Raw genomic sequence first — 21320 nt, 5'->3', positions numbered from 1 at the left:
GTATCGGACCTGATACATGACGCCCGCCCCGGCGTGAGGGCGCTCGGCTAAAATTCGGGACTTTGCCGGCGCCTTCCTGCCCTCATGTCCACCGTTGCCCCGCTTCCGGCCGATGCGCCGGAGTCCGTCTCCCGCGATCCCGCCTTTCGTCATTACTGGTTCGCCCGCCTCTGCACCACCATCGGGTACCAGATCTTCACCGTCGCGGTGGGCTGGCAGATGTACGACCTGACGCGCGACGCCTTCATGCTCGGCATGGTTGGGCTGGTGCAGTTTCTGCCATCGATCGTACTGATTCTGATGTCGGGGCATGTGGCCGACCGCTTCGACCGGCGCGTGATTGTGCGTACCTGTCAGGGCCTCGAGGCGGTGCTGGCGATCAGCATGGCGCTGGCCAGCTTCACGGGCTGGATCAATCGCGATTACATCTTCGTTTTCGTCGCGCTGATGGGCGCGTGCCGCGCGTTCGAGACTCCCACGCTGCAGGCGCTGTTGCCGAGCGTGGTCACGCCGAAGGCTCTGCCGCGCGCGATCGCTCTTGCCAGTTCGGCGGCGCAGACCGCGATCATCATCGGCCCGGCACTGGGCGGGTTTGCGTATGTCGCGGGGCCTGGCGTGGTGTACTCGATCGCCGGCGTACTGTTTGCGATCGCGGCAGTGCTTGTGGCCTCGCTCAAGCTGCGGCAACCCGCGGCGCGCCTGACCGCGCCGGTATCGATCAAGACGGTGTTCGCGGGCTTTACCTATATCCGCAGCCACCCGATCCTGCTGGGCGCGGTGTCGCTCGACATGTTCGCCGTGCTGCTTGGCGGCGCCACGGCGCTGCTGCCGATCTACGCGCGCGACATCCTGCATACGGGCCCTTGGGGCCTTGGGCTGCTGCGCTCGTCGCCGGCGATTGGCGCGCTGGTGATGGCACTCTGGTTGTCGCGCCATCCGCTCAACCGGCGCGTCGGCCGCGTGATGTTCGGTGCCGTGGCGCTGTTCGGCGCCGCGACGATGGTGTTCGGCATTTCGCAATGGCTACCGCTTTCGATGGGGGCGCTGGTCGTGCTTGGCGCGTCCGACATGATCAGCGTGGTCGTGCGTCAGACGCTGGTTCAGCTCGACACGCCCGACGACATGCGCGGGCGCGTCGGCGCGGTCAACTCGGTCTTCATCGGTGCTTCGAATCAGCTCGGTGAGTTTGAGTCGGGTGTCACGGCGGCATGGCTCGGGCCCGTGGGAGCGGTGCTACTCGGTGGCATCGGCACGATTCTCGTGGTGGGCGCCTGGATGCGGTTGTTCCCGGCGCTGGCCTCGCGCGATCGTCTGCACGAGCACGTGGGCGTCGCACGCTGAGCGTGCCGAGCACGCCCACGTCAGGCGCGTAACGTCCTCGTTCCGAGCGACACGCGCCGAACTCCTGCCGTTCGCGAACCTGAAGCGTACCCGTTTCTGCGTGACCATCCGGCGCGACGACGGCGGCGTCCGTCGACCGGATTACGGCCATGGTGGCGGCAATGCAGTAACTTCACAGGGTGTGCGTCCCCTCTTGTAATGACTACGCACGTCCGCGCGCCGCAGCGATGGGTGTCGCGCGTGCGCGTTCAGCGCGGCGGCGCGTGCACGATCTGTGCTGCACGCAGAAACGGGTACGCTTTGCGGCCGATGGCGTCCCCATGCGGGCAAATTCCATCACGGCGCGATGTGCGCTGGCACGTCCTTCGCAACAGGCACCGGAGTCGACTTTTCCGGAGCGTGCCGCATGAACATGACTTTCCTCGATGCCGACAAGGTGCAAGCCGCCTGGGCCTATCTGACGCAGTTCGCGGTTCAGCAGGGCCTCAACTGTCTGGCCGCGCTTGCCATTCTCGTGGGCGGATGGTGGCTGGCCGCGCGCGCCGCGCAGGCCATCCGGCGCACGCTGCAGCATACGCACGTCGACGACACGCTACGGCCACTGCTGGCCAGTGCTGCGCAATGGGTCGTGCGCGTGCTGACGGTGGTGCTGGTGCTGTCGCAGTTCGGCGTGCAGACCGCGAGCATCATCGCCATGCTCGGCGCGGCCGGGTTGGCCATCGGGCTGGCGCTGCAGGGCACGCTGCAGAACATCGCGGCGGGGATCATGCTGGTGCTGTTGCGGCCGTTTCGCGTGGGGCAGTACATCGATGCGCAGGGCGTGGCCGGGACTGTGCGAGAGACCGGGCTCTTCATGACCGAGCTGACAACGTTCGATGGCGTCTGCCTGCGCGTGCCCAACAGCAAGCTATGGGGCAGCGCCATCACGAACTACAGCGAGAATGTCACGCGACGCATGGATATCGAGGTCACTGTCACCTTCGACAGCGACGTACAGCGAGGGCTGGACGCACTGCGCGCGATGCTCGATGCCGAATCCCGCCTGCTGCCGGAGCCGAAATCCGAAGTCATGGTGGTGCGCTACACCGATCGTGGCATCACGCTGGACGCGCGCTACTGGACCTCGAACGCCGACTTCTGGAACGTGCAGTACGCGTTCTTCGCCAGACTCAAACCGGTCCTGCACGCGGCGGGTTGCGAGATCGCGGTGCCGGTGCAGGAGGTGAGGGTGCCTACGCGGGAGCTGCCGCTTCAGCTCCCGCGAGCCAAAAGCGTACCCGTTTCTGCGTGACTGGATGCGCCGGTATTTTCGTTGCCTTCCGCGGCGAACAACGCGCAGGCACCCGTCTCCGCAGTGCCGACATGCCGTCGGAAACCGCTGAACAGATCGCGCCCCACGCCATGCCAGTTGCGTGAAAGATCCGGTCGCTGGGGTTGGCGGGCCTGCCACTCGGCTTCGTCCACCTGCACGGTCAGCACGCCTGCCGGCGCATCGACGCGCACGATATCGCCGGTTCGCACGCGGCCGATCGCGCCACCGTTTAACGCCTCGGGGCAGACGTGGATAGCCGCCGGCACCTTGCCCGACGCGCCCGACATGCGGCCATCGGTGACCAGCGCAACGTGAAAGCCCCGATCCTGCAACAACGTCAGCGTCGGGGTCAGCTTGTGCAACTCGGGCATGCCGCATGAAGCGGGCCCCTGCCACGGCAGCACCGCCACGAAGTCGCGTTCGAGTTCGCCACGCTTGAATGCCGACAGCACGTCGTCCTGCGTTTCAAAGACAATCGCGGGCGCCTCCACGACCTGATGCTCGGGCTTGACCGCCGAGGTCTTGATCACGCAGCGGCCCAACGCGCCGTCGAGCACCTTGATGCCGCCATCGGGCAAGAACGGCTGGTCGAACGTACGCACGATGGTGTCGTCGAGCGAAGCTGTCGGTCCGTCATGCCACTGCACGCCACCGTCACGCACCATGGGTTCGCGCGTATAGGCGTCGAGCCCCTGGCCGACGATCGTCGTCACGTCGTCATGGAGCAGCCCTTCAGCCAGCAGGCCACGAATCACGAGCGCGAGGCCACCCGCGGCCTGAAACTGGTTGACGTCGGCCTTGCCGTTCGGATACACACGCGCCAGCAGCGGCACCGCGGCCGACAGTTCATCGAAGTCGTCCCACGTCAGTTGAATTCCACCAACGCGTGCCATCGCGATGAGGTGCAGCGTGTGGTTGGTCGAGCCACCCGTGGCGAGCAGCCCGACGATGCCGTTGACGAAAGCGCGCTCATCGAGCACGTCCGCTACCGGCGTGTAGCGCTCACCGCCGTGGACGATCCGCAGCGCCTGGCGCGCGGCCTCGCGCGTGAGGGCCTCGCGCAGCGGCGTACCGGGGTTGACGAACGCGGTGCCGGGCAGATGCAGGCCCATGATCTCCATGAGCATCTGGTTGGAGTTCGCGGTGCCGTAGAACGTGCAGGTGCCCGGGCCGTGATAAGACTTCGTCTCGGCCTCGAGCAGACCCTGGCGATCGATCTTGCCCTCGGCGAACAACTGGCGGATATGGGCCTTCTCCTCGTTGCCGATGCCTGTGGTCATCGGACCCGCTGGCACGAACACGGCCGGCAAATGGCCAAACGACAGGGCACCCATCACCAGTCCCGGCACGATCTTGTCGCAGACGCCGAGGTAGAGCGCGCCGTCGAACATCTGGTGCGACAGCGCCACCGCGGTGGACATCGCGATGACGTCGCGCGAGAACAGCGACAGGTCCATGCCGTCCTGCCCCTGCGTCACGCCATCGCACATGGCCGGCGTGCCGCCCGCGAACTGCGCGGTGCCCCCCGCTTCGAGCGCGGCCTCCTTGAGCCATTGCGGATATGCCGCCAGCGGCTGGTGGGCCGACAGCATGTCGTTGTAGGCGGACACGATGGCGAGGTTGGGGCGCTCCTGCGCCTTGAGGCGGAACTTGGCGTCGTCGGGCATCGCGGCTACCGCGTGCGCAAGGTTGGTACACGAAAGATTGGCGCGTTCGACCTTCTGGCCAGCCATGGCATGCGTGCGTTCCAGATACGCCTGACGGGTGGCGGCGCTGCGGGCCACGATGCGGGCCGTGACCCGTTCGAGCACGGTATGTCGGGACATTATTGTTCTCCAGCGATGCGGGGAACTCTCAGCGTAGCGCAAATGGAGGGGGGTAGCCGTCAGGGGCGCGCCGACATGGTGCACGGCCGGGCGCCACAATTCGGAAATATGCGTCGCGCAGGTTTGATGCAAGACAAAGGTTGATCGTCCTCCTCAAGGCGATGCTGTTACGGATGCCTTGAACGTGCGTGGTGATCGTTCCGGGGCAGCCGATTATTTCCCGGAGGTGAACAATGAACCGAAATCTCGCGTTTCGCTGCGTGTTGCCAATTTGTCTGGCAATCGTTGCATCCCTATACGTTGCGTCGGCCGCGCGCGCGGATACGTTCGAAGCCCATGGCTACCCCCAGTGGGGCAATGATGGTTACTGCCGCGGCAGCGGTTACTGGGAGGATGTCGGCACCATCACCCGGGTCACGGCTGGCGCCTGGTATCACGGCAACCAGGCCATGTTCGTCGAAGTGACGCTCGAAGGTGGCCGTCGTGTCGGCGGTCAGGTTGCCACGCGCCAGTACGGCAACTATGCATACGACCACCTCATCCGGATGGCCATGTTCCTGCAGGCCACCGGAGGCCGGGCACGCGTATGCTGGTCGAAGGGCTACGTCTATGCGCTCGAAATGCATTGATACGCCTTGATTCTCCGCTGCAGGCAGTACGCAGAAACGGGTACGCTTTTGGGTTTGCACGTGTCGCGGGGGCGGGCTGCCGGCGCCCGCCCACTGCCCAAGCCGCGGCGACTCACGTAACATGTCCGGAACTTCCTGGCCGCTGACCGGCACTCACTCCATGCAGCCGCAACGGCAGGATATGCGCGCGACATGAGAGCGAGGCATGGCCTGGCTGCGGCAACAACCCCCCGCAAGGAGTCCAGGGTGAGCTTGCCCGATTTCGACATGGTGCTGTTTGGCGGCACCGGTGACCTGGCACGGCGCAAGCTGTTGCCGGCCCTTTTCGATGCGCACCGCTGCGGCGGCATGCATGCGTCTTCGCGCATTCTCGCGACTGGCAGCCACGCGCAGACGACCGAGCAATACGTCGCCACGCTCGAGGAAACCGTTCGTCCCGCCCTCGGGCAGGCGAAACCCGAGGATTGGGCATCGTTCGTGCAGCGTATCTGTTATGTGCAGGCCGATGCACGTCAGCCCGCGAATTTCGACGCGCTCGCGGAAAAAGTGCATTCGCGCAAGCCCGAGGTCGTGGTCTGCTACCTGGCCACCGCGCCCCATCTGTTCGTGTCGATCTGCGAGCAGCTCGGCCGCACCGGGCTTAACACGCCGAACGTGCGTGTCGTCCTCGAGAAGCCACTGGGTCACGATCTCGAATCCAACGAGGCGATCAACGCGGCCGTGGCGCAGTTCTTTACCGAGGACCAGATCTATCGGATCGACCACTACCTCGGCAAGGAGTCGGTGCAGAACCTGATGGCGATCCGCTTCGGCAACGCGCTGTTCGAGCCGCTGTGGCGTCGCGAATGGGTGCAGGACGTGCAGATCACGATTGCCGAGGAGCTCGGCGTGGAGACGCGCGGCGACTTCTACGATGGCACCGGCGCGCTGCGCGACATGGTGCAGAACCATCTGCTGCAGTTGTTGTGCATGGTGGCCATGGAGCCGCCGGCCAGCCTGTCCGAGGATGCGATTCGCGACGAGAAGATCAAGATCCTCAAGGCGCTCAAGCCGATCACGCCGCAGGACGTGGCCGAGAAGACCGTGCGCGGGCAGTACCGCGCGGGCGCGATCGGTGGCAAGCCCGTTCCCGGTTATCTTGAAGAGCAGGGCATCGCGGCCGACAGCCGTACGGAGACGTTTGTCGCGATCAAGGCCGAGATCGCCAACTGGCGATGGGAAGGCGTGCCGTTCTACCTGCGCACGGGCAAGCGGATGCAGTCCCGCGTCGCCGAGATCGTGATTCACTTCCGCGACGTGCCGCACGCGATTTTTCCGAAGCCGCTCACGCTGTCGCCACAGAACCGCCTGGTGATCCAGCTGCAGCCCGAGGAAAGCATCCGCCTGTATTTCCTCGCCAAGCAGCCTGGCGACACGCTCGAGCTCACCCCCACCTCGCTCAACCTCGACTTTGCCAACTCGTTCAAGGTGCGCCGGGCCGGTGCCTACGAGCGTCTGCTGCGCGATGTCATCCGCGGCCGCCTGGGTTTGTTCGTGCGTCGCGACGAGCAGGTGCAGGCATGGCGATGGGTGGAGCCGATCATCGACACGTGGGACGCCAGCACGGTGCCGCCCAAGCCTTATACGGCCGGTACCTGGGGCCCCGCCGCATCGTCGGCGCTGATGTCGCGCGATAGCGCGCTGTGGCACGAAGAAGTCTGAATCTACCGGAGGCGGCATGCGACAGTTCGAACACCCCACCGTGATGGACCAGGCGGAGTCGCTCGCGATATCCATCAGTCATGCGCTCGAACTCGTGATACAGGCCAAGGGCTGGGCTGTGCTCGCGGTGTCCGGTGGCAAGTCGCCACTGCCCATGTTCGAGCGCCTGCGCTATCGCCCGATTCGCTGGGACGCGGTGACGGTGACGCTCGTGGATGAGCGTGCGGTGCCGCCCGATCATGAAGACAGCAACGCGGCGCTCGTGCGGCATACCCTGCTGCGCGAGGCTGCGGCGCTGGCCGCGTTCGTGCCGGTGATCGGCGATGCGGCGGAGGCCATGCAGCCCGCGCGCGCGGTCGAGCGCCTCAATGCCGCATTCCAGCAGCCCGATGTGGTGGTGCTGGGCATGGGCGAGGACGGTCACACGGCATCGTTGTTCGCCGATGCGCCGGAATTGCCAGCCGCCCTGAGCGAGCCCCAGCCTGGCTATGTCGTTACGCATCCGGCCAGCGCGCCGCATGCCCGCGTGACGCTGAACCTCGCCGCGCTGCTGGCGGCGGAGCGCACGTTCCTGTCGATCGCAGGCACGAAAAAGGCGGCGGTGCTCGCGCAGGCGCTCGAAGGTCCCACGCCGTCGTTGCCGGTGAGCCTCGTGCTCGCGCGGCATCGTCATGGTGTGGATGTTTTCCGAACCTGAACCCGAACCGATGACGCGCCCTTCGTCTCATCACGACTCCTATCCGCGGCTGCTGGCCGACGTCGGCGGCACCAACGTGCGCTTTGCGCTGGAGACCGCGTCGACCCGCATCGGTCCGGTGACCGCGCTCAAGGTGGCCGACTTCCCATCGCTCGAGGACGCCACGCGGCACTACCTCGACGGTCTGTCGGGCGCGGCAGTCTCGATGCCGCGCCACGCCGCCATCGGGCTGGCCAACCCGATCACGGACGATCACGTCAAGCTGACCAATCACAACTGGTCGTTTTCGATCGAGGCGATGCGTCGCGCGCTCAAGCTGGACACGCTCGTGGCGATCAACGATTTCACTTCGCTCGCGCTGGCCCTGCCTTATCTGCCTGATGACGAACTCGTGCGCGTGCGCGCGGGCACGCCGGTGGCCACCGCACCGCGCGCGCTGATCGGGCCGGGCACTGGTCTCGGCGTCTCGGGGCTGGTACCAGCCCCGGGTGGTGGCGCGGTGGCGCTGGCCGGTGAGGGCGGTCATATCGAGATCATGCCGGTGACCGACGATGAGTGGATCGCCTGGCGCGCCGCCCACACGAGGCACGGACGCGTGTCCGCGGAGCGCTTGTTGTCGGGCATGGGACTGTCCCATATCCATGCCGCGCTCGCCGCAGAAACGGGTACGCTTTTGCTCGCGCCGCTGTCTCCGGCGCAGGTGACGGAGGGCGCCGTCGAGCGCGGTGACTCGCTGTGCCAGCGCGCATTCGAAGTGTTTTGCGGGCTGCTGGGCTCGGTCGCGGCCGACGTGGCGCTGGTGCTCGGTGCGCGCGGTGGCGTCTATATTGGCGGCGGCATCGTGCCGCGCTTCGTCGATGCGTTTGCCACCTCGCCCTTCGCCGAGCGATTCGCCGAGAAGGGTCGCATGGGCGCGTATCTTGCCGATATTCCGGTCTACGTGATCACGTCCGACTATCCGGCATTGCCCGGGCTCGCCCATGCGCTGGCGGACCGGCTCGAAGGCGGCATGCGCCGCGACCATTCCCGACGGTCCTGAAGGTCCAGATCCATGCGAGTACTGCTAGTGGAAGACGACGCCATGATCGGCGAGAGCGTGAAGGTGGCGCTGCGCCAGGAGGGCTTTACGCTGGACTGGGTGCGCGATGGCGAGGCCGGGCTCGATGCGGCGTCGGGGCAGGGTGCCGATGCTGGCAGCTACGACATCGTGCTGCTCGATCTCGGGCTGCCGCGCAAGTCGGGGCTCGAGGTCCTGCGCGCGCTGCGGGCTCGCAACAACCGTACGCCGGTGCTGATCCTGACCGCGCGCGACGCGGTGGCCGATCGCGTGGCTGGTCTCAACGCGGGGGCCGACGATTACCTCGTCAAGCCCTTCGACCTGCAGGAGCTTGCCGCGCGCATGCACGCGCTGGCGCGTCGCGCCGAAGGCCGCGCGGAGCCGCTGTTGCGCTATGGCGAGATTACGGTCAATCCTTCGACGCGCGAGGTGACGCAGGCGGGTGAGACCATCAGGTTGTCCGCGCGCGAATTCGCGCTCCTGTCCGCACTGATGGCGCGGCCCGGCAAGGTCTGGTCCGTCGCGCAACTGCAGGAGCGGCTGTATGGCTGGGACGACGAGGTCGGCAGCAATACGGTGGAGGTCTACATTCACGCGCTGCGCAAGAAGTTCGGCGCCGCGTTGATTCGCAATATTCGCGGCGTCGGTTACCTGATGCCGCAGCTCGATGAAGGAAGCGCGGACTGATGCGATCGATCCAGCGAACCTTGCTGTGGTGGCTGGCGGCAGGCCTGCTCGCGGGCATCGCGATTGCCACCGGGCTGATCTATGGGCAGGCGCGGCAGGAAGCCAATGCGCTGTTCGACTACCAGATGAAGCAGGTGGCCGCCGCATTGCCGAGCCAGTTCAGCAATCCTGTGGCGGCACCGTTCGATCCATCGGACGGTACCGGTGCGGACCTGCTGCACGGCGACGAGGACGTCGTCATCCATATCTGGGATGGCACGGGCCGCAGCCTGTACCTGTCGCATGCGCATCCCGCGCTGCCGCCGCGCGCGGAGCTCGGTTTCTCGAATGCGCGCACCGACCAGGGCGAATGGCGCATCTACAGCGTGCAGATCGGTCCCGCGGTCGTGCAGATCGCGCAGCCGCTCAGCGCGCGCCGTACGCTGGCCGCGCATATGGCGCTGCGCACAGTGGCCCCGCTGCTGTTGCTATTGCCGCTGCTCGGCTGGCTCGTGTGGCTGGCGGTGGGACGCGGCCTGCGGCCCCTGCGCCAGATCGCGAGCGAGGTGCGCACGCGCGATGCCAATACGCTGGCGCCGCTGGCATTGGGTCCGATGCCCGACGAGATCGCGCCCGTGGCCACCGCGCTCAATCAATTGCTCGCGCGACTCTCGAGCGCCATCGATACTCAGCGCGCGTTTGTAGCGGATGCCGCGCACGCGCTACGCACGCCGCTGACCGCGCTGCAGTTGCAGGCGCAGGTGGTGGAACGCGCGGATAGCGCCGAGGCGCGCCAGCAGGCGCTCGGACAACTACGCGCAGGGCTCGAACGCCTGACGCATCTGGTCGCGCAGTTGCTGACACTTGCGCGGCAGGAGCCCAATGCCGCGGTTCCCGCGCATGATGCGGTGGACCTGCGCGCGTTGGCCGGGCAGGTCGTGGTGGATATGTCGCAGGCCGCGATCGATCGTGAAGTAGACCTCGGACTCGAAGCGGCCGAGGATGTCGCGGTGCGCGTGCAGGGCGATGCCGATGCGTTGCGCATCCTGCTGACCAATCTCGTGGATAACGCACTGCATTACGTCCCGCGCGGCAGTCGCGTGGATGTGCGTGTCTGTCGCGCGGAGCCCGCTCTGGGGGGACAATCCGGTGGTCATGTCGACCTGATCGTGCAGGACAACGGCCCCGGCATTCCGGAGGCCGAGCGCGCGCGTGTGTTCGATCGCTTCTACCGCATGCCGGACGCGCCCACCGGGGGCAGTGGTCTGGGTTTGTCGATCGTTGCGGAGATCGCGCAGAGCCACGGCGCGGCCGTGACGCTCGAGGACGCCACGCCAGGCTTGCGCGTGCGGATCAGGTTCCCGCTGCCACGCGTCAGTTGACGGCGGCCACCAGCGGCTCGCCCGCGAAGTGGCAGCGCGCGTTCTCGATGAACTGGTCGATCGACGCGTTGATGGCCTCCGGCGACCAGCCTGCCATATGCGGGGTCAGCACGACGTTCGGGCAATCGAACAGCTCCACCGGCGGTGCCGGCTCGCTCTCGTAGACGTCGAGGCCCGCACCGCCAACTTCACGGGCCTGCAGCGCATCGGCCAGCGCCGATGTGTCGACCACGCTGCCGCGCGCGATATTCACGAGGAAACCGCGCGGACCGAGCGCGCGCAGTACCTCGGCGTTCACGAGGTGACGCGTTTCGCTGCCGCCGGGCGTCGCGATGACGAGGTAATCGGCCCATTCGGCCAGCGCGAGCACGTTGTCGAAGTAGCGATACGGCGAGTCCGCGCGCGGCTTGCGGTTGTGATAACCGATCTCGCAATCGAACGCGGCACCGCGTTGCGCGATGCGGCGGCCGATCGTGCCGAGGCCGATGATGCCGAGCTTCTTGCCCGACACGTTCGGCGGCAGCGGCAACGCATTGCGCCAGATGCCGTCGCGCGTGGCACGGTCGAGCGTGGGCACGCGGCGCACGGTGGCCAGCAGCAGCGCCATGGCATGGTCGGCCACGCAGCTGTCGTTGGTACCGGCACCGTTGCCAACCGCGATGCCACGCGTGCGGGCATGGACCATATCGATATTCTCGTAACCCGCCCCCAGCGCGCAGACCAGTTCGAGTTCGGGCATGGCGTCGATCTCGTCGGCCGTGAGGCCGGTCGTGCCATTGGTCAGCACCGCGCGGAAGGTGGGGCCGTGGGTCGCAATTTCGGCAACACGGCCGGCGGTGGTCGGGGCGTAGCGGATCGCGTAGTGCTCGCCGATACGGGCGAGGTGCTCGGAGTCCAGCTGGATCAGGATAAGCAGGGCGGGCTTCATGACGTGCAGGGGCGAGGCGAAGGGAAGAAAAACTGACGCGACATTCTAGCCTCTAAGGGCTTAACGATGCTTGTCGGACGTGTGACATCTGCTCGATTATCGATTCGGCGCACCGTGTTTGACGCACGCAGTGACCCACGCAGAAACGGGTACGCTTTCGCCGAAATCGTCACGCAGAAACGGGTACGCTTTGGGCCTGTGAGCGGTGCTGGTGGCCGAAACACGTATGCACGCAATGGCCTTTGGTGATGGCGGCCATGCGCGCGACGCGCTAGTCTTGCGCCATGTCCTCGACGCCGCTGCCTCCCGCCCCGCCGTCCTCCGTTGCGACGGCCCCAGCCACCGCACGCTGGCGCTGGCTGCCCGCGCCCGATAGCTGGCGCTATCACCTGCTACTGGGCGCCGCCGGCATGCTTGTGCTGGGGCCGCTCGGCGGCGTGGCCGCGGCGTACATGAACTTCTCGCTTGGCTTCTTCGTGGGCGGGCAGGTGCTGGCCGGCATTCTCGGTTCGGCCGTGACGGTTGGCTACGGCGCGGCGGGCCGCCACGGCGCCAACTACATCCAGACCGCGGCGGCATCGGTCGCGGGCATGGGCGGCATGGCGGTGATCATCCAGGCGATGTCCTGGATGGGGCTGGCCGAGCCGCCGCTATGGCAACTGATCGTCTACATGCTGTGCATCGGCATGTATGGCGTGGGCGTGGGCATGCTGTACACGCCGTTGCTCGTCGACCGCATGCAGCTGACGTTTCCGTCGGGGCTGGCGGTAGCGAATATCCTGCGCGCGTTGACCGATCCCGTGCTGCTCCGGCGCTCGATCGCTCGGCTTGCCGGCGGTATGGGGCTGGGCGTGCTGGCCGGCGTTGGCGCGGCGCGCGTCGCGTGGCTGGGCGCGATCGATCTGTCGGCGTCGACCTTCGGTGCCGGCATGATCGTCGGCGCGCGTATTGGGCTGGCAGCGCTGGTCGGTGGGCTCGCGGGCTGGCTGCTGACACCGTATTTCGTCTCGATCGGCTGGCTGGCGCCGGGCGATCCGTATCGCAAGATCACGTTTCTGATCGCGCTCGGCATGATCATGGGCGCGGCCGCCATCGATGTGTCCCTGCTGCTTGCACGCGCGTGGCGCGAACGCCGGAGTACCGGTGCCCCGGCGCAGCTGGAAGCAAAACGCACTGCGGCGGCGCGCTCATCGCCGTCCCTGCTGTGGGTGGTGCCGTGGGTGCTGGTATGGGGCCTCGCGGTGCTTGTGGCGGGCGTGGTGTGGTTCGGCCAGCCGCTGGGCTTCCAGTTGATGGCGGTCCTGCTCGTCCTCGTTTTTGCGCTCGTCAACGGCATCTCGGTCGGCATGGTCGATCAGAACCCGATCTCGTCCGCGTTCGTGCTGACCGTGATCCTGATGGCGGCCATGGGACTTCACCAGCCGCATGTGGGCCTGATCGCGGCCACGGTACTCCTCGTCTCCACCTCGGTAGCGTCCGATATGCAGCAGGATCGGTCCACCGGCTGGCGTCTCGGTACCGATCGCGTGGTGCAGTTCGGCTATCAGGTCGCCGGCATCGTGATCGGCGCGCTGCTTGCGGTGTGGCTGGCGCGGTTGTTCATGGGCGCTTACCCGGTGCTGCGTCTCGATCAGACCGTGCTGCCCGCGGACCAGCAGCCCGCGCGCTGGACTTCGGCGATGACCTACAAGATCGTGGGCGCGTTGCGCAGCATGACCGAGGATCGGCCGTATCAGCGGCAGGCCGTATGGATCGGCCTGGCAATCGGCCTCGTCACCGAGATCCTGCGCAAAGCGATTCGTGCCTCCGCGCGCTGGCAACGCTTCGTTGCAATGCGGCGCGCGGGCAAGGTCGGTGACTTCCTGCTCGACGCCGTCATCCTGCCGTCGCCCTATGCGTCGTCGTTCGGAGGTTTCGTGAACTTGCCCGCAGCCGCGTGGATGGCGGCCGGCGGCGTGCTCGCGAGCCTGGTCGACCATCGCGCGAAGAGAGGCGATACAGGCGATGGCCAGTCCCTGCCTGAGGACATGACCACGACCTCGCTGGTGGGCGGCGGCCTGATCGCCGGCGACGCGCTGGCCGCACTGGCGATCGGACTCATCGGACTGGCTGCCGCGCTGGGTGGCTAAACTGGGCGGCCAGGTCAGACTTCCCTGGTCATGCCCTTGAAATCGATCCACTGACCGAACTGTTCCTCGGTCACGTGGCCGGAGGCAATCGAGGCCTCGCGCAGGGACAGGTTCTTCTTCACCGCAAGCTTGGCGATCTCGGCGGCCTTGTCGTAGCCGATATGCGGATTCAGCGCGGTCACCGACATCAGCGAGCGTTCGAGCAGTTCCTGGATACGCGCGCGATCGGGCTCGACCCCTTCGACCATATGCTCGGCAAAGCTGGCCGCCGCATCCGCCAGCAGCGTGACCGATTGCAGCAGGCTGTAGATGATTACCGGCTTGTACGCGTTGAGCTCGAGCGTGCCCAGACCGTTGGCAAACGTCACGGTGGTGTGGTTGCCGATCACGCGGCAACAGACCATCGCGAGCGCTTCGGCCTGCGTCGGATTGACCTTGCCCGGCATGATCGACGAACCCGGTTCGTTCGCCGGCAGGATCAGTTCGGCAAAGCCCGCGCGCGGGCCCGAGCCCAGCAGCATGAAATCCTTGGCGATCTTCAGGAACGACGAGGCCGTGGTATTGAGCGCGCCGGACAGGTCGGCCAGCGCGTCGTGCGAGGCCTGCAGCGCGTAACGATTCGGCGCGGGCTCGAACGGCAGTCCGGTGTAGCCGGCCAGCGCGCGCGCGAAGGCCGCGGCAAACCCATCCGGGGAATTGAGGCCGGTGCCGACCGCGGTGCCACCCTGCGCCACCGGCATCGCACGCAGCATGGCCTGCTGCAGGCGCGACTGCGCGTCGGCCACCTGCGTCATATAGCCCGAGAACTCCTGCCCAAGCGTCAGCGGTACGGCGTCCTGCAAATGGGTGCGGCCGACCTTGACGATATCGGAGAACGCTTCGACCTTGCGTGCGAAGGTCTGTTGCAACAGCTCCAGCGCGGGCAGCAGCTTCTGCTGGATCGCGCGCGTCGCGGCGATATGCATGGCCGTCGGAAAGCTGTCGTTGGAAGACTGGCTCGCGTTGACATGATCGTTCGGATGCACCGGCTTCTTGCTGCCAACCTCGCCGCCGAGCATCTGGATGGCCCGGTTGGAGATCACCTCGTTGAGGTTCATGTTGGTTTGCGTGCCGGATCCGGTCTGCCACACGGACAGCGGAAACTCATCGGGCCACTTGCCGGCGATGACTTCCTCGGCGGCGCGTTCGATGGCATCGGCCAGTTCCGGCTTGAGAACGCCGAGTTCGCGATTGGCGCGCGCCGCGCACAGCTTGAGGATCGCGAAGGCCTCGATCAGCGACGGTGGCATCTTCTCGATGCCGATGCGGAAATTCTGACGCGAGCGCTCGGTCTGTGCCCCCCACAGGTGATCGGCCGGGACGGGAACATCTCCCAGGCTGTCTTTCTCGATGCGGGTGGCGACGGACGACCGGGTGGACGACGACTGATCAGACATGAGCGGACTCCTGTTTCAAGAGGGGGGCGACTGAGCCCTCTAGAATATCCGCGTTGTCCGTCAATCGTCGCGAAAGACCCCGAAGTCCCTTTCGCTCAGGCGGTCATCTTGAGGCAGGCGTCCATGCAGGCCGCGCAGGCCTTCGCGCATTCCTGGCAGTGCTGCGAGCCGTGGTGCTCGCATTCTTCCCGGCACCACTTGCAGATCTCGGCACAGTCCTCGCACACGAGCGGCGCGAACTCGCTGTTGCGCACCATGAACGACGCGGCCAGCGCGCAGATGCCCGCGCAGTCCATGTCGAGCGCGATGCAACGCGTCATCTTGCGCACGTCCTGGTCTTCGAGACATGAGGCCGCGCATTTGAGGCAGGCGGCGGCACAGGCGTTGCACGCGGCAATACAGGCAGCGTAGCGGTCGAAGTTTTCCTGCACGGAGGGACGAATCATCGTGGCTTCTCCTATGGGGGTAGGGGACGAGGCGTTCAACATGTCGGGAACATGTCGGGTCCGCCTGCATTCACAATAGCAGGCAGGATGTGATTACGCGGCGTAGCGACGCTTGCGGCGCTACAATGGCGCGCAACCGCGTGCGGTATTGAAAGATAGGGGTATTTATCATGGGTGATGCAAAACGACGCGGAACGCCTGAAGAACGGGCGCAACAGGCTCAGGCGCGAGTAGATGCGCTCCGGCCGGAGCAATTGGTATGCGGTTCGTGCAAGACCTCGTTTCGCGAGTTCGAATCGCTGGAGGCACCGGGCCTGCGCGGCATCGACGCGATCTTCGGCGGGCAATGTCCGAACTGCGGCAACGATGTGCTCGTGTTCAAGGGCGAATCGAAGGCCGTGGCCGAGGCGATGCTCGCGTACGAGCGCATGATGGGCGAGGGCACCAAGCTGGGCTTCCAGCATGCCGACGGGACCCACGTCGCATTCGATGAATCCGCGCCGCAGGCGTCGGATGCATCCGATACGTCCACGCCGCATTAAGCTCACACCGGGCGCCAGCTTTCGGCGCTGAAAGCTGGCGGTATTCCCGTCAGAGGGCCGCTTCGAGCAACTCGGGCGGACCAATCTCGTAGCGACCCCGTCCCTGTGTCTTGGCGCGGTAGAGCAGTACGTCGGCACTGCGCATCAGGGCATCTTCCGTCGTCGTGCCGCCCTGATACAGCGCGATGCCGATACTGACGTCCACGTCGGCGGGCACGCCATCGAAGTGAAAGCCGCGCGCGACCGCTTCGAGGATCGCTTCCGCCACGCCGCGCGCATTCGCCGCGCTGTCGATATTCTCCAGAATCACCGCGAATTCGTCGCCACCGAGGCGGGCGACCACATCCGCGTCGCGCACGCACCGTCGCAGCCGGAGCGCGAACGCCTGCAGCAGCAGGTCGCCCACCGCGTGGCCATACTGGTCGTTGACGGCCTTGAAGCGATCCATGTCGAGGTACATCAGCGCCATCATCCGCCCGTCCTCGCGGCTGCGCGCCATGACCGCGTGCAGCTGCGACTCGAACGCGCTACGGTTGAACAACTGCGTCAGATGGTCGGTCTGGGACATGCGTGACAGACGCAGCGTCTCCAGCTTGCGCTGCGTGATGTCCTGCGCGTGGATATGCACGCCCACCACCTGCCTGCCGTCTTCGCTCCATTCCGGCCGGTATGTCATTTCCATCCAGTGCGGCTCGGGATCGTCGTACTCGGCGTCGAAGCTGACGATATGGCCGGCCAGCGCCCGCTGCAGATGGGGCCGCGCGCGCGCATATTTCCCCTCTCCCAGCAGCTCGCGCACGGTCTTGCCGCGGATCTGTTCCACGGGCATGCCGAATGCGCGCTCGTACGCGATGTTGTTGAAGACGTAGCGCTCGTCGGTATCGATGAAGGCAAGCAGCGCCGGCAGCGTGTCGGTGACCGCGCGCAGGCGGCGCTCGCTGCGGGCCAGCAGCAGACCGCGCTGGCGAACGTCGCGCATCAGGCGGACGAACGCGCGGGTGACGTCTCCGATCTCGTCACGGTGCGGGCGCGGCGGCAGCCGTTCGAACGCCGAGGCATCCCCCGCGCTGTCGCGTACCACCTGATGCAGCCGCGACAGCGGTTCCAGCAGCCGACGGATGACGAGCCACAGCAACGCCGCCACGACCACGAGCGCGAGTCCGGACATCAGGCCAAAGCGCTGCTGCATCTGCCGCAATGGCGCAAAGGCTTCCTGCGCGGGCAGCACCGCGACGAGTTCCCAGCCGGTGGTCGACATCAGATAGCGTGCGATGACCGGCCGGGCCGGCATCAGAAATTCGAAGAAGGCGGGACTGTCGTCGACGCCGCAGGTATCGCCGGTCGCGCGCGCAGGCTGCTGGCGCTGCGCGGCGTCGGGATGCTGGACGTAGACCGGATCCGGTCCCGCCGAGACCAGGCAATAGAAGCCTGTATTGCCGAGCCGCACGTGCGACAGTTCCACAAGAAAGTTCGGGCTCGACAGTTCGAGCCAGCCGCCTGCGACGCCGAGGAATGCGCTGGCGTCGGACAGCACCGGAACCACCACGAGCACGCCGACGGTGCCGCTGACGCGGGCGCGGATCGGTGCGGTGACGACCGGCGCCAGCGAGCGGGCGGCCTCGCGGAAATAGGCGCGGTCCGAGACCTCGACCGGCATGTGCGGAGCGGTCAGTACACGGCCGCCCGCATCGGCGATCATCAGCGAATTGAACGCGGTCGGGATCGGAACCGCGCGTTGCAGCGTCTGCAGCAATTGCGGACCCAGCACGCTGGCGGGCTGGGAATGGCTGGCCGCGAGACCGTCGCGCAATTGCGGCGTCAGGTGGCTGAGCAGCAGAATGCGGTCGTCCATGGCCGTATCGAGCTGGTCGGCCGCGAGCCTGACGATGGAGTCCTGCTGGTTCTGCAGCCCCTCCCGCAGGTCGCGATGGGCGTAATAGAGCGAGCCGAGAACGATCCCGGCTCCGAATACGGCGACCAGCGCCGTGGTCATCAGTGCGATGCGCGCCTTCAGCGAAGGCAGGAAACGAGGCATAAGGCGAAACGAAAGCACGCGAGGGTGACTGGGTGGCACCCGTGTCATCACCGGTTGCAAGCCAGTCGCCACGGTAGCACGCTGCATGCGACTCAGGCAGCCGGGGAAACCGGTATTTGACAAGCCCCGCCATGAGGGTCTGCGCGTGGTGTGGCGCCAATGTGACCTGTGTGCGGCACGGCACTGTCAGCGTTTAAATCGGCAAGGTATAGTGCGCCGTCGCGTCGAGTCCCTTGGCCGGCAAATCGGGCGCGCTGCGCGACTCCCGTCGCCCGCCGTGCCCCTATCCTTCCTGCCATGAAATTGCCGTTCCTATCGCCTGGGTTGCTCGCGCTGCTGGTTGCGGCGGGCGGCGCCTTGCTGACGGCCGGCGCGTGGCAGCAGGCCAAGCGGCTCGAGCATCAGGTCGCGAAGCAGGACGCCGCAGCCTTGCTCGACCGTACGGCCGACGCGATTCGCGCCCGGCTGGAAGAGAACGAACGGTTGCTGCGCGGCGCCGCGGCGCTGATGGCCGCCGAGCCCACCACCACGCGTGCGCAATGGCGCGGCTACGTTTATACCGCGCAACTGGACGATCTGCCGCCGGGCACGCTGTCGGTCGGCTACGTCAAGCTGGTCACGCCCGAACAGACCGCGGCCCTGGTCGAATCGCTCCGGAGTGACGGCCTCGGCGACTTCGAGATCCAGCCGGCCGGCGAGCGGCCGTTGTACGCGCCGATCGTTTATGTGGAACCGTTCGCGGGCCGCAATGCGCGCGCGGTCGGCTATGACATGCTCAGCGACCCGACGCGCCGCGCGGCCATGGAGAATGCGCGCGATACCGGCCATGCCACGATGACGCGTGGTCTGGAGCTCGTGCGCGAGGTGGAAGCGCAAAATCATCAGCGCGGTGCCGTACTGTACGTGCCGGTGTTTCCCGCCGGCATGCCCGCCGCCACGCGCGACGAGCGTCGTGCGGCGGTCAGCGGCTACGTCTACGCCACGCTGAGGCTGGGTGACCTGATGCGCGGCGTGAGCGGCCCGGCCGCCGGCGAACTGGTGCTCAGTCTCTATGAAGGCAATGCGAAAACCGAGCCCAATCTGCTGTCGGGCGAGGGGACCGACGGCGAGCGCCGCGGGGACGGGCGCAAGCCGATGGTCGAGGCTGAGCGGCAGCTGCAGTTCGGCAGCGAGATGTGGACGCTGCATGCCGCCACGCGGCCCGCGTTCGAGGCGGCGCATCGCGGCCAGGCTGGCCTGCGCGTGCTGGTGCTTGGCGCGCTGGCGACGGCGATCATGGCGTGGCTCGCGGGCTGGCTCGCCCGGCAACGCCGCGATGCCCGGCAGGCCGCGGAGCAGGCGCGCGACGCGGGCCTGGCGGAGAACGAACGCCTGCGGCTGTCGCTGTCCCGGGCGGAGGGCGACGCCGCCACCGCAGCCGCGCGGTATGTCCGGCTGCTCGATCACGCCGCCTTCTGCGTAATCACGTTCGACGAAGCCGGCATGATCACGAGCGTCAATCGCGCGGGCCTGCGCATGCTCTGGTACACGGAGGCCGAACTCGTCAACCGCATGCCGTACGCCAGTCTCTTCGACCCCGACGAGCTGGCCGCGCGCGCACGCGATCTGTCGCAGGACCTCGGTACGCTCGTGGTGCCCGGTCTGGCGACGCTGGTGGCCAAGCCGCGCCTGGGGCTCGCCGACGACCGCGAGACCACCTATCTGCGGAAGGGCAGCTCGCGGCTCCCCGTGCATGTGACCGTGACGGCGATGTCGGACGCGCGTCCCGGCGACGGTGGCTATCTGGCGATCGCCCACGATCTGACCGAACGCCGCCGCGTGGACGAATATATCCGGCACCTCGCGCAGCATGACGCATTGACCGGACTGCCGAATCGAACCGAGTTGCACGACCGCACCGAGGCGCTGCTGCAACAGGCACGCGGCAAGGGCAATCGGGTAGCGCTGCTGCTGCTGGATCTCGATCATTTCAAGCACATCAACGAATCGCTGGGCCACCCGGTGGGCGACGACGTGTTGCGCACGATCGCGGACCGCATTCGCGGCGCGGTGCGGCCACGCGATGTGGTGGCGCGCATGGGCGGCGATGAATTCGCGGTGGTGCTGGGCGACCTGCGGCACGACAGCGAGGCGGAACTCGCCGCTTCCAAGATCCTGGCGCGTGTCTCGGAAGAGCTGCAACTGGCCGGGCAGGCACTACGCGTCACGCCATCGCTGGGTATGGCGATCTTCCCGGAGGATGGAGACTCGCTGACGGATCTGCTCAAGTCGGCCGACTCGGCGATGTATGCCGCCAAGCAGGGCGGCCGCGCGCAGTTGCGTCGCTTCGCCAGCGAGATGGCGGAAGCCTCGCTTACGCGCTTCACGATCGAAGCACTGCTGCGGCGCGCGCTGGCGGAGCACGAGTTCTATCTGCGCTACCAGCCGATCGTCGATGTGGGTACGCGCCACATCATTGGCGTGGAGGCGCTGGTCGGCTGGGAAACGCCCGAGCGCGGCGTCATGCAGCCGTCGGAGTTCATCCCCATCGCCGAGCAATGCGGGCTGATCGGCCAGCTGGGGGAGTGGATTCTGGCGACGGCCTGCCATGACATCCAGATGCTACGCAGCGAACTGCGCCGGGAAATCGACGTGGCGGTCAATATTTCGCCATTGCAGTTGCGCCAGCAGGGCTTCCCGGAGACGGTCACGCGTTGTCTCGACGCGGCGGGTTTGCCGCCGGACTGCCTGACGATCGAAGTGACCGAAGGCATTCTGGTCGAGGGTGGCGACACCACCATCGACACCTTCCGCCAGATCCGCGATCTTGGCGTGGGGCTGTCGATCGACGATTTCGGCACGGGCTATTCCGGGCTTGGCTACCTGACGCGTCTGCCGATCAGCAAGCTCAAGATCGACAAGTCCTTCGTCGACGACGTGGCGTCACCAGGCCACGATCGCGCGGTGGCGGCGGCGATCATCACGCTGGGTCATCAGTTGCAGTTGCAGGTGGTGGCAGAAGGCGTGGAGTCGCAGGCACAGTTCGACGTGCTGCGCCACGATGGCTGCGACGCCGTACAGGGCTTCCTGTTCTGCCCACCCGTCAGCCTGACGCGCCTCCGCGAAATCCTGTCGTCGGGACTCGAGGTGCCGATGCAGGAAGTCGCCACCGCGCGCGCCTGAGTCGCGCCTGAGACGCCCCATTTCATCCACG

16 protein-coding genes are annotated in these 21320 nt (G+C 66.6%); 11 read left to right on the top strand and 5 right to left on the bottom strand.

Translation table 11 applies throughout. The features are described 5' to 3' along the window. The first annotated feature begins 84 nt into the window (after positions 1-84). Both LDO41_RS24940 and LDO41_RS24935 read left to right on the top strand, forming a co-directional pair. Complete coding sequence (locus LDO41_RS24940; protein ID WP_223993179.1) at positions 85-1341, top strand: MFS transporter; 1257 nt, start codon at positions 85-87, stop codon at positions 1339-1341. Between the two features lie 406 nt (positions 1342-1747). Next, positions 1748-2632 (top strand): mechanosensitive ion channel family protein, encoded by an 885-nt coding sequence (locus tag LDO41_RS24935; protein WP_223993178.1) that lies wholly within the window; start codon positions 1748-1750, stop codon positions 2630-2632. Here LDO41_RS24935 and edd read toward each other — a convergent pair. Further along, positions 2593-4479 (bottom strand): phosphogluconate dehydratase, encoded by a 1887-nt coding sequence (gene edd, locus LDO41_RS24930; RefSeq protein WP_223993176.1) that lies wholly within the window; start codon positions 4477-4479, stop codon positions 2593-2595. The two genes, LDO41_RS24935 and edd, sit on opposite strands and share 40 nt — an antisense overlap. 233 nt (positions 4480-4712) lie before the next feature. Here edd and LDO41_RS24925 point away from each other — a divergent pair, with 233 nt between their 5' ends. The 6 genes from LDO41_RS24925 to LDO41_RS24900 all read left to right on the top strand — a co-directional run bounded on the left by LDO41_RS24925 (position 4713) and on the right by LDO41_RS24900 (position 10611). Beyond that, on the top strand, positions 4713-5108 hold the full coding sequence (locus LDO41_RS24925) for a hypothetical protein (RefSeq protein WP_223993175.1): 396 nt from the start codon (positions 4713-4715) through the stop codon (positions 5106-5108). A 252-nt stretch (positions 5109-5360) separates the two neighbouring features. Further along, positions 5361-6809: a glucose-6-phosphate dehydrogenase gene (gene zwf, locus LDO41_RS24920; RefSeq protein ID WP_223993437.1), complete on the top strand. Its 1449-nt coding sequence runs from the start codon at positions 5361-5363 to the stop codon at positions 6807-6809. Positions 6810-6825: 16 nt separating this feature from the next. Then, positions 6826-7506, top strand: coding sequence for a 6-phosphogluconolactonase (gene pgl / locus LDO41_RS24915; protein WP_223993172.1), 681 nt, complete (start codon positions 6826-6828; stop codon positions 7504-7506). Between the two features lie 10 nt (positions 7507-7516). Beyond that, on the top strand, positions 7517-8545 hold the full coding sequence (locus LDO41_RS24910) for a glucokinase (protein WP_223993171.1): 1029 nt from the start codon (positions 7517-7519) through the stop codon (positions 8543-8545). Between the two features lie 12 nt (positions 8546-8557). After that, a complete protein-coding gene (locus LDO41_RS24905; protein WP_223993170.1) occupies positions 8558-9250 on the top strand; it encodes a response regulator transcription factor in 693 nt (230 codons plus the stop codon). Then, positions 9250-10611, top strand: a complete 1362-nt coding sequence (locus tag LDO41_RS24900; protein ID WP_223993169.1) for an ATP-binding protein — start codon at positions 9250-9252, stop codon at positions 10609-10611. Before LDO41_RS24905 ends, LDO41_RS24900 begins: the two co-directional genes overlap by 1 nt. On the opposite strand, the gene LDO41_RS24895 is transcribed toward LDO41_RS24900, so the two are convergent. Then, positions 10604-11539, bottom strand: coding sequence for a 2-hydroxyacid dehydrogenase (locus LDO41_RS24895; RefSeq protein WP_223993168.1), 936 nt, complete (start codon positions 11537-11539; stop codon positions 10604-10606). The two genes, LDO41_RS24900 and LDO41_RS24895, sit on opposite strands and share 8 nt — an antisense overlap. Positions 11540-11823: 284 nt before the next feature. Between LDO41_RS24895 and LDO41_RS24890 the strand changes: the two genes are divergently transcribed. Then, on the top strand, positions 11824-13668 hold the full coding sequence (locus LDO41_RS24890; protein WP_377742962.1) for an OPT/YSL family transporter: 1845 nt from the start codon (positions 11824-11826) through the stop codon (positions 13666-13668). Between the two features lie 14 nt (positions 13669-13682). Here LDO41_RS24890 and fumC read toward each other — a convergent pair whose 3' ends face one another. After that, positions 13683-15104 carry a class II fumarate hydratase gene (fumC, locus tag LDO41_RS24885; RefSeq protein WP_223993167.1) on the bottom strand — a complete coding sequence of 474 codons (1422 nt, stop codon included), beginning with the start codon at positions 15102-15104 and terminating at the stop codon, positions 13683-13685. A 95-nt stretch (positions 15105-15199) separates the two neighbouring features. Next, positions 15200-15550: a four-helix bundle copper-binding protein gene (locus LDO41_RS24880; protein WP_223993166.1), complete on the bottom strand. Its 351-nt coding sequence runs from the start codon at positions 15548-15550 to the stop codon at positions 15200-15202. Between the two features lie 170 nt (positions 15551-15720). Here LDO41_RS24880 and LDO41_RS24875 point away from each other — a divergent pair, with 170 nt between their 5' ends. Next, positions 15721-16092 carry a hypothetical protein gene (locus LDO41_RS24875; protein WP_223993165.1) on the top strand — a complete coding sequence of 124 codons (372 nt, stop codon included), beginning with the start codon at positions 15721-15723 and terminating at the stop codon, positions 16090-16092. Between the two features lie 49 nt (positions 16093-16141). On the opposite strand, the gene LDO41_RS24870 is transcribed toward LDO41_RS24875, so the two are convergent. Then, on the bottom strand, positions 16142-18127 hold the full coding sequence (locus LDO41_RS24870; RefSeq protein ID WP_223993163.1) for a diguanylate cyclase domain-containing protein: 1986 nt from the start codon (positions 18125-18127) through the stop codon (positions 16142-16144). A 297-nt stretch (positions 18128-18424) separates the two neighbouring features. Between LDO41_RS24870 and LDO41_RS24865 the strand changes: the two genes are divergently transcribed. After that, a complete protein-coding gene (locus LDO41_RS24865) occupies positions 18425-21289 on the top strand; it encodes a bifunctional diguanylate cyclase/phosphodiesterase (RefSeq protein WP_223993160.1) in 2865 nt (954 codons plus the stop codon). Positions 21290-21320 lie beyond the last annotated feature (31 nt).

Source organism: Cupriavidus pampae (assembly GCF_914271485.1).
Classification (GTDB): Bacteria; Pseudomonadota; Gammaproteobacteria; order Burkholderiales; family Burkholderiaceae; genus Cupriavidus; species Cupriavidus pampae.
The sequence above is the reverse complement of the archived record's forward strand: the minus strand, read 5'-3'. Positions and strand labels throughout refer to the sequence as shown.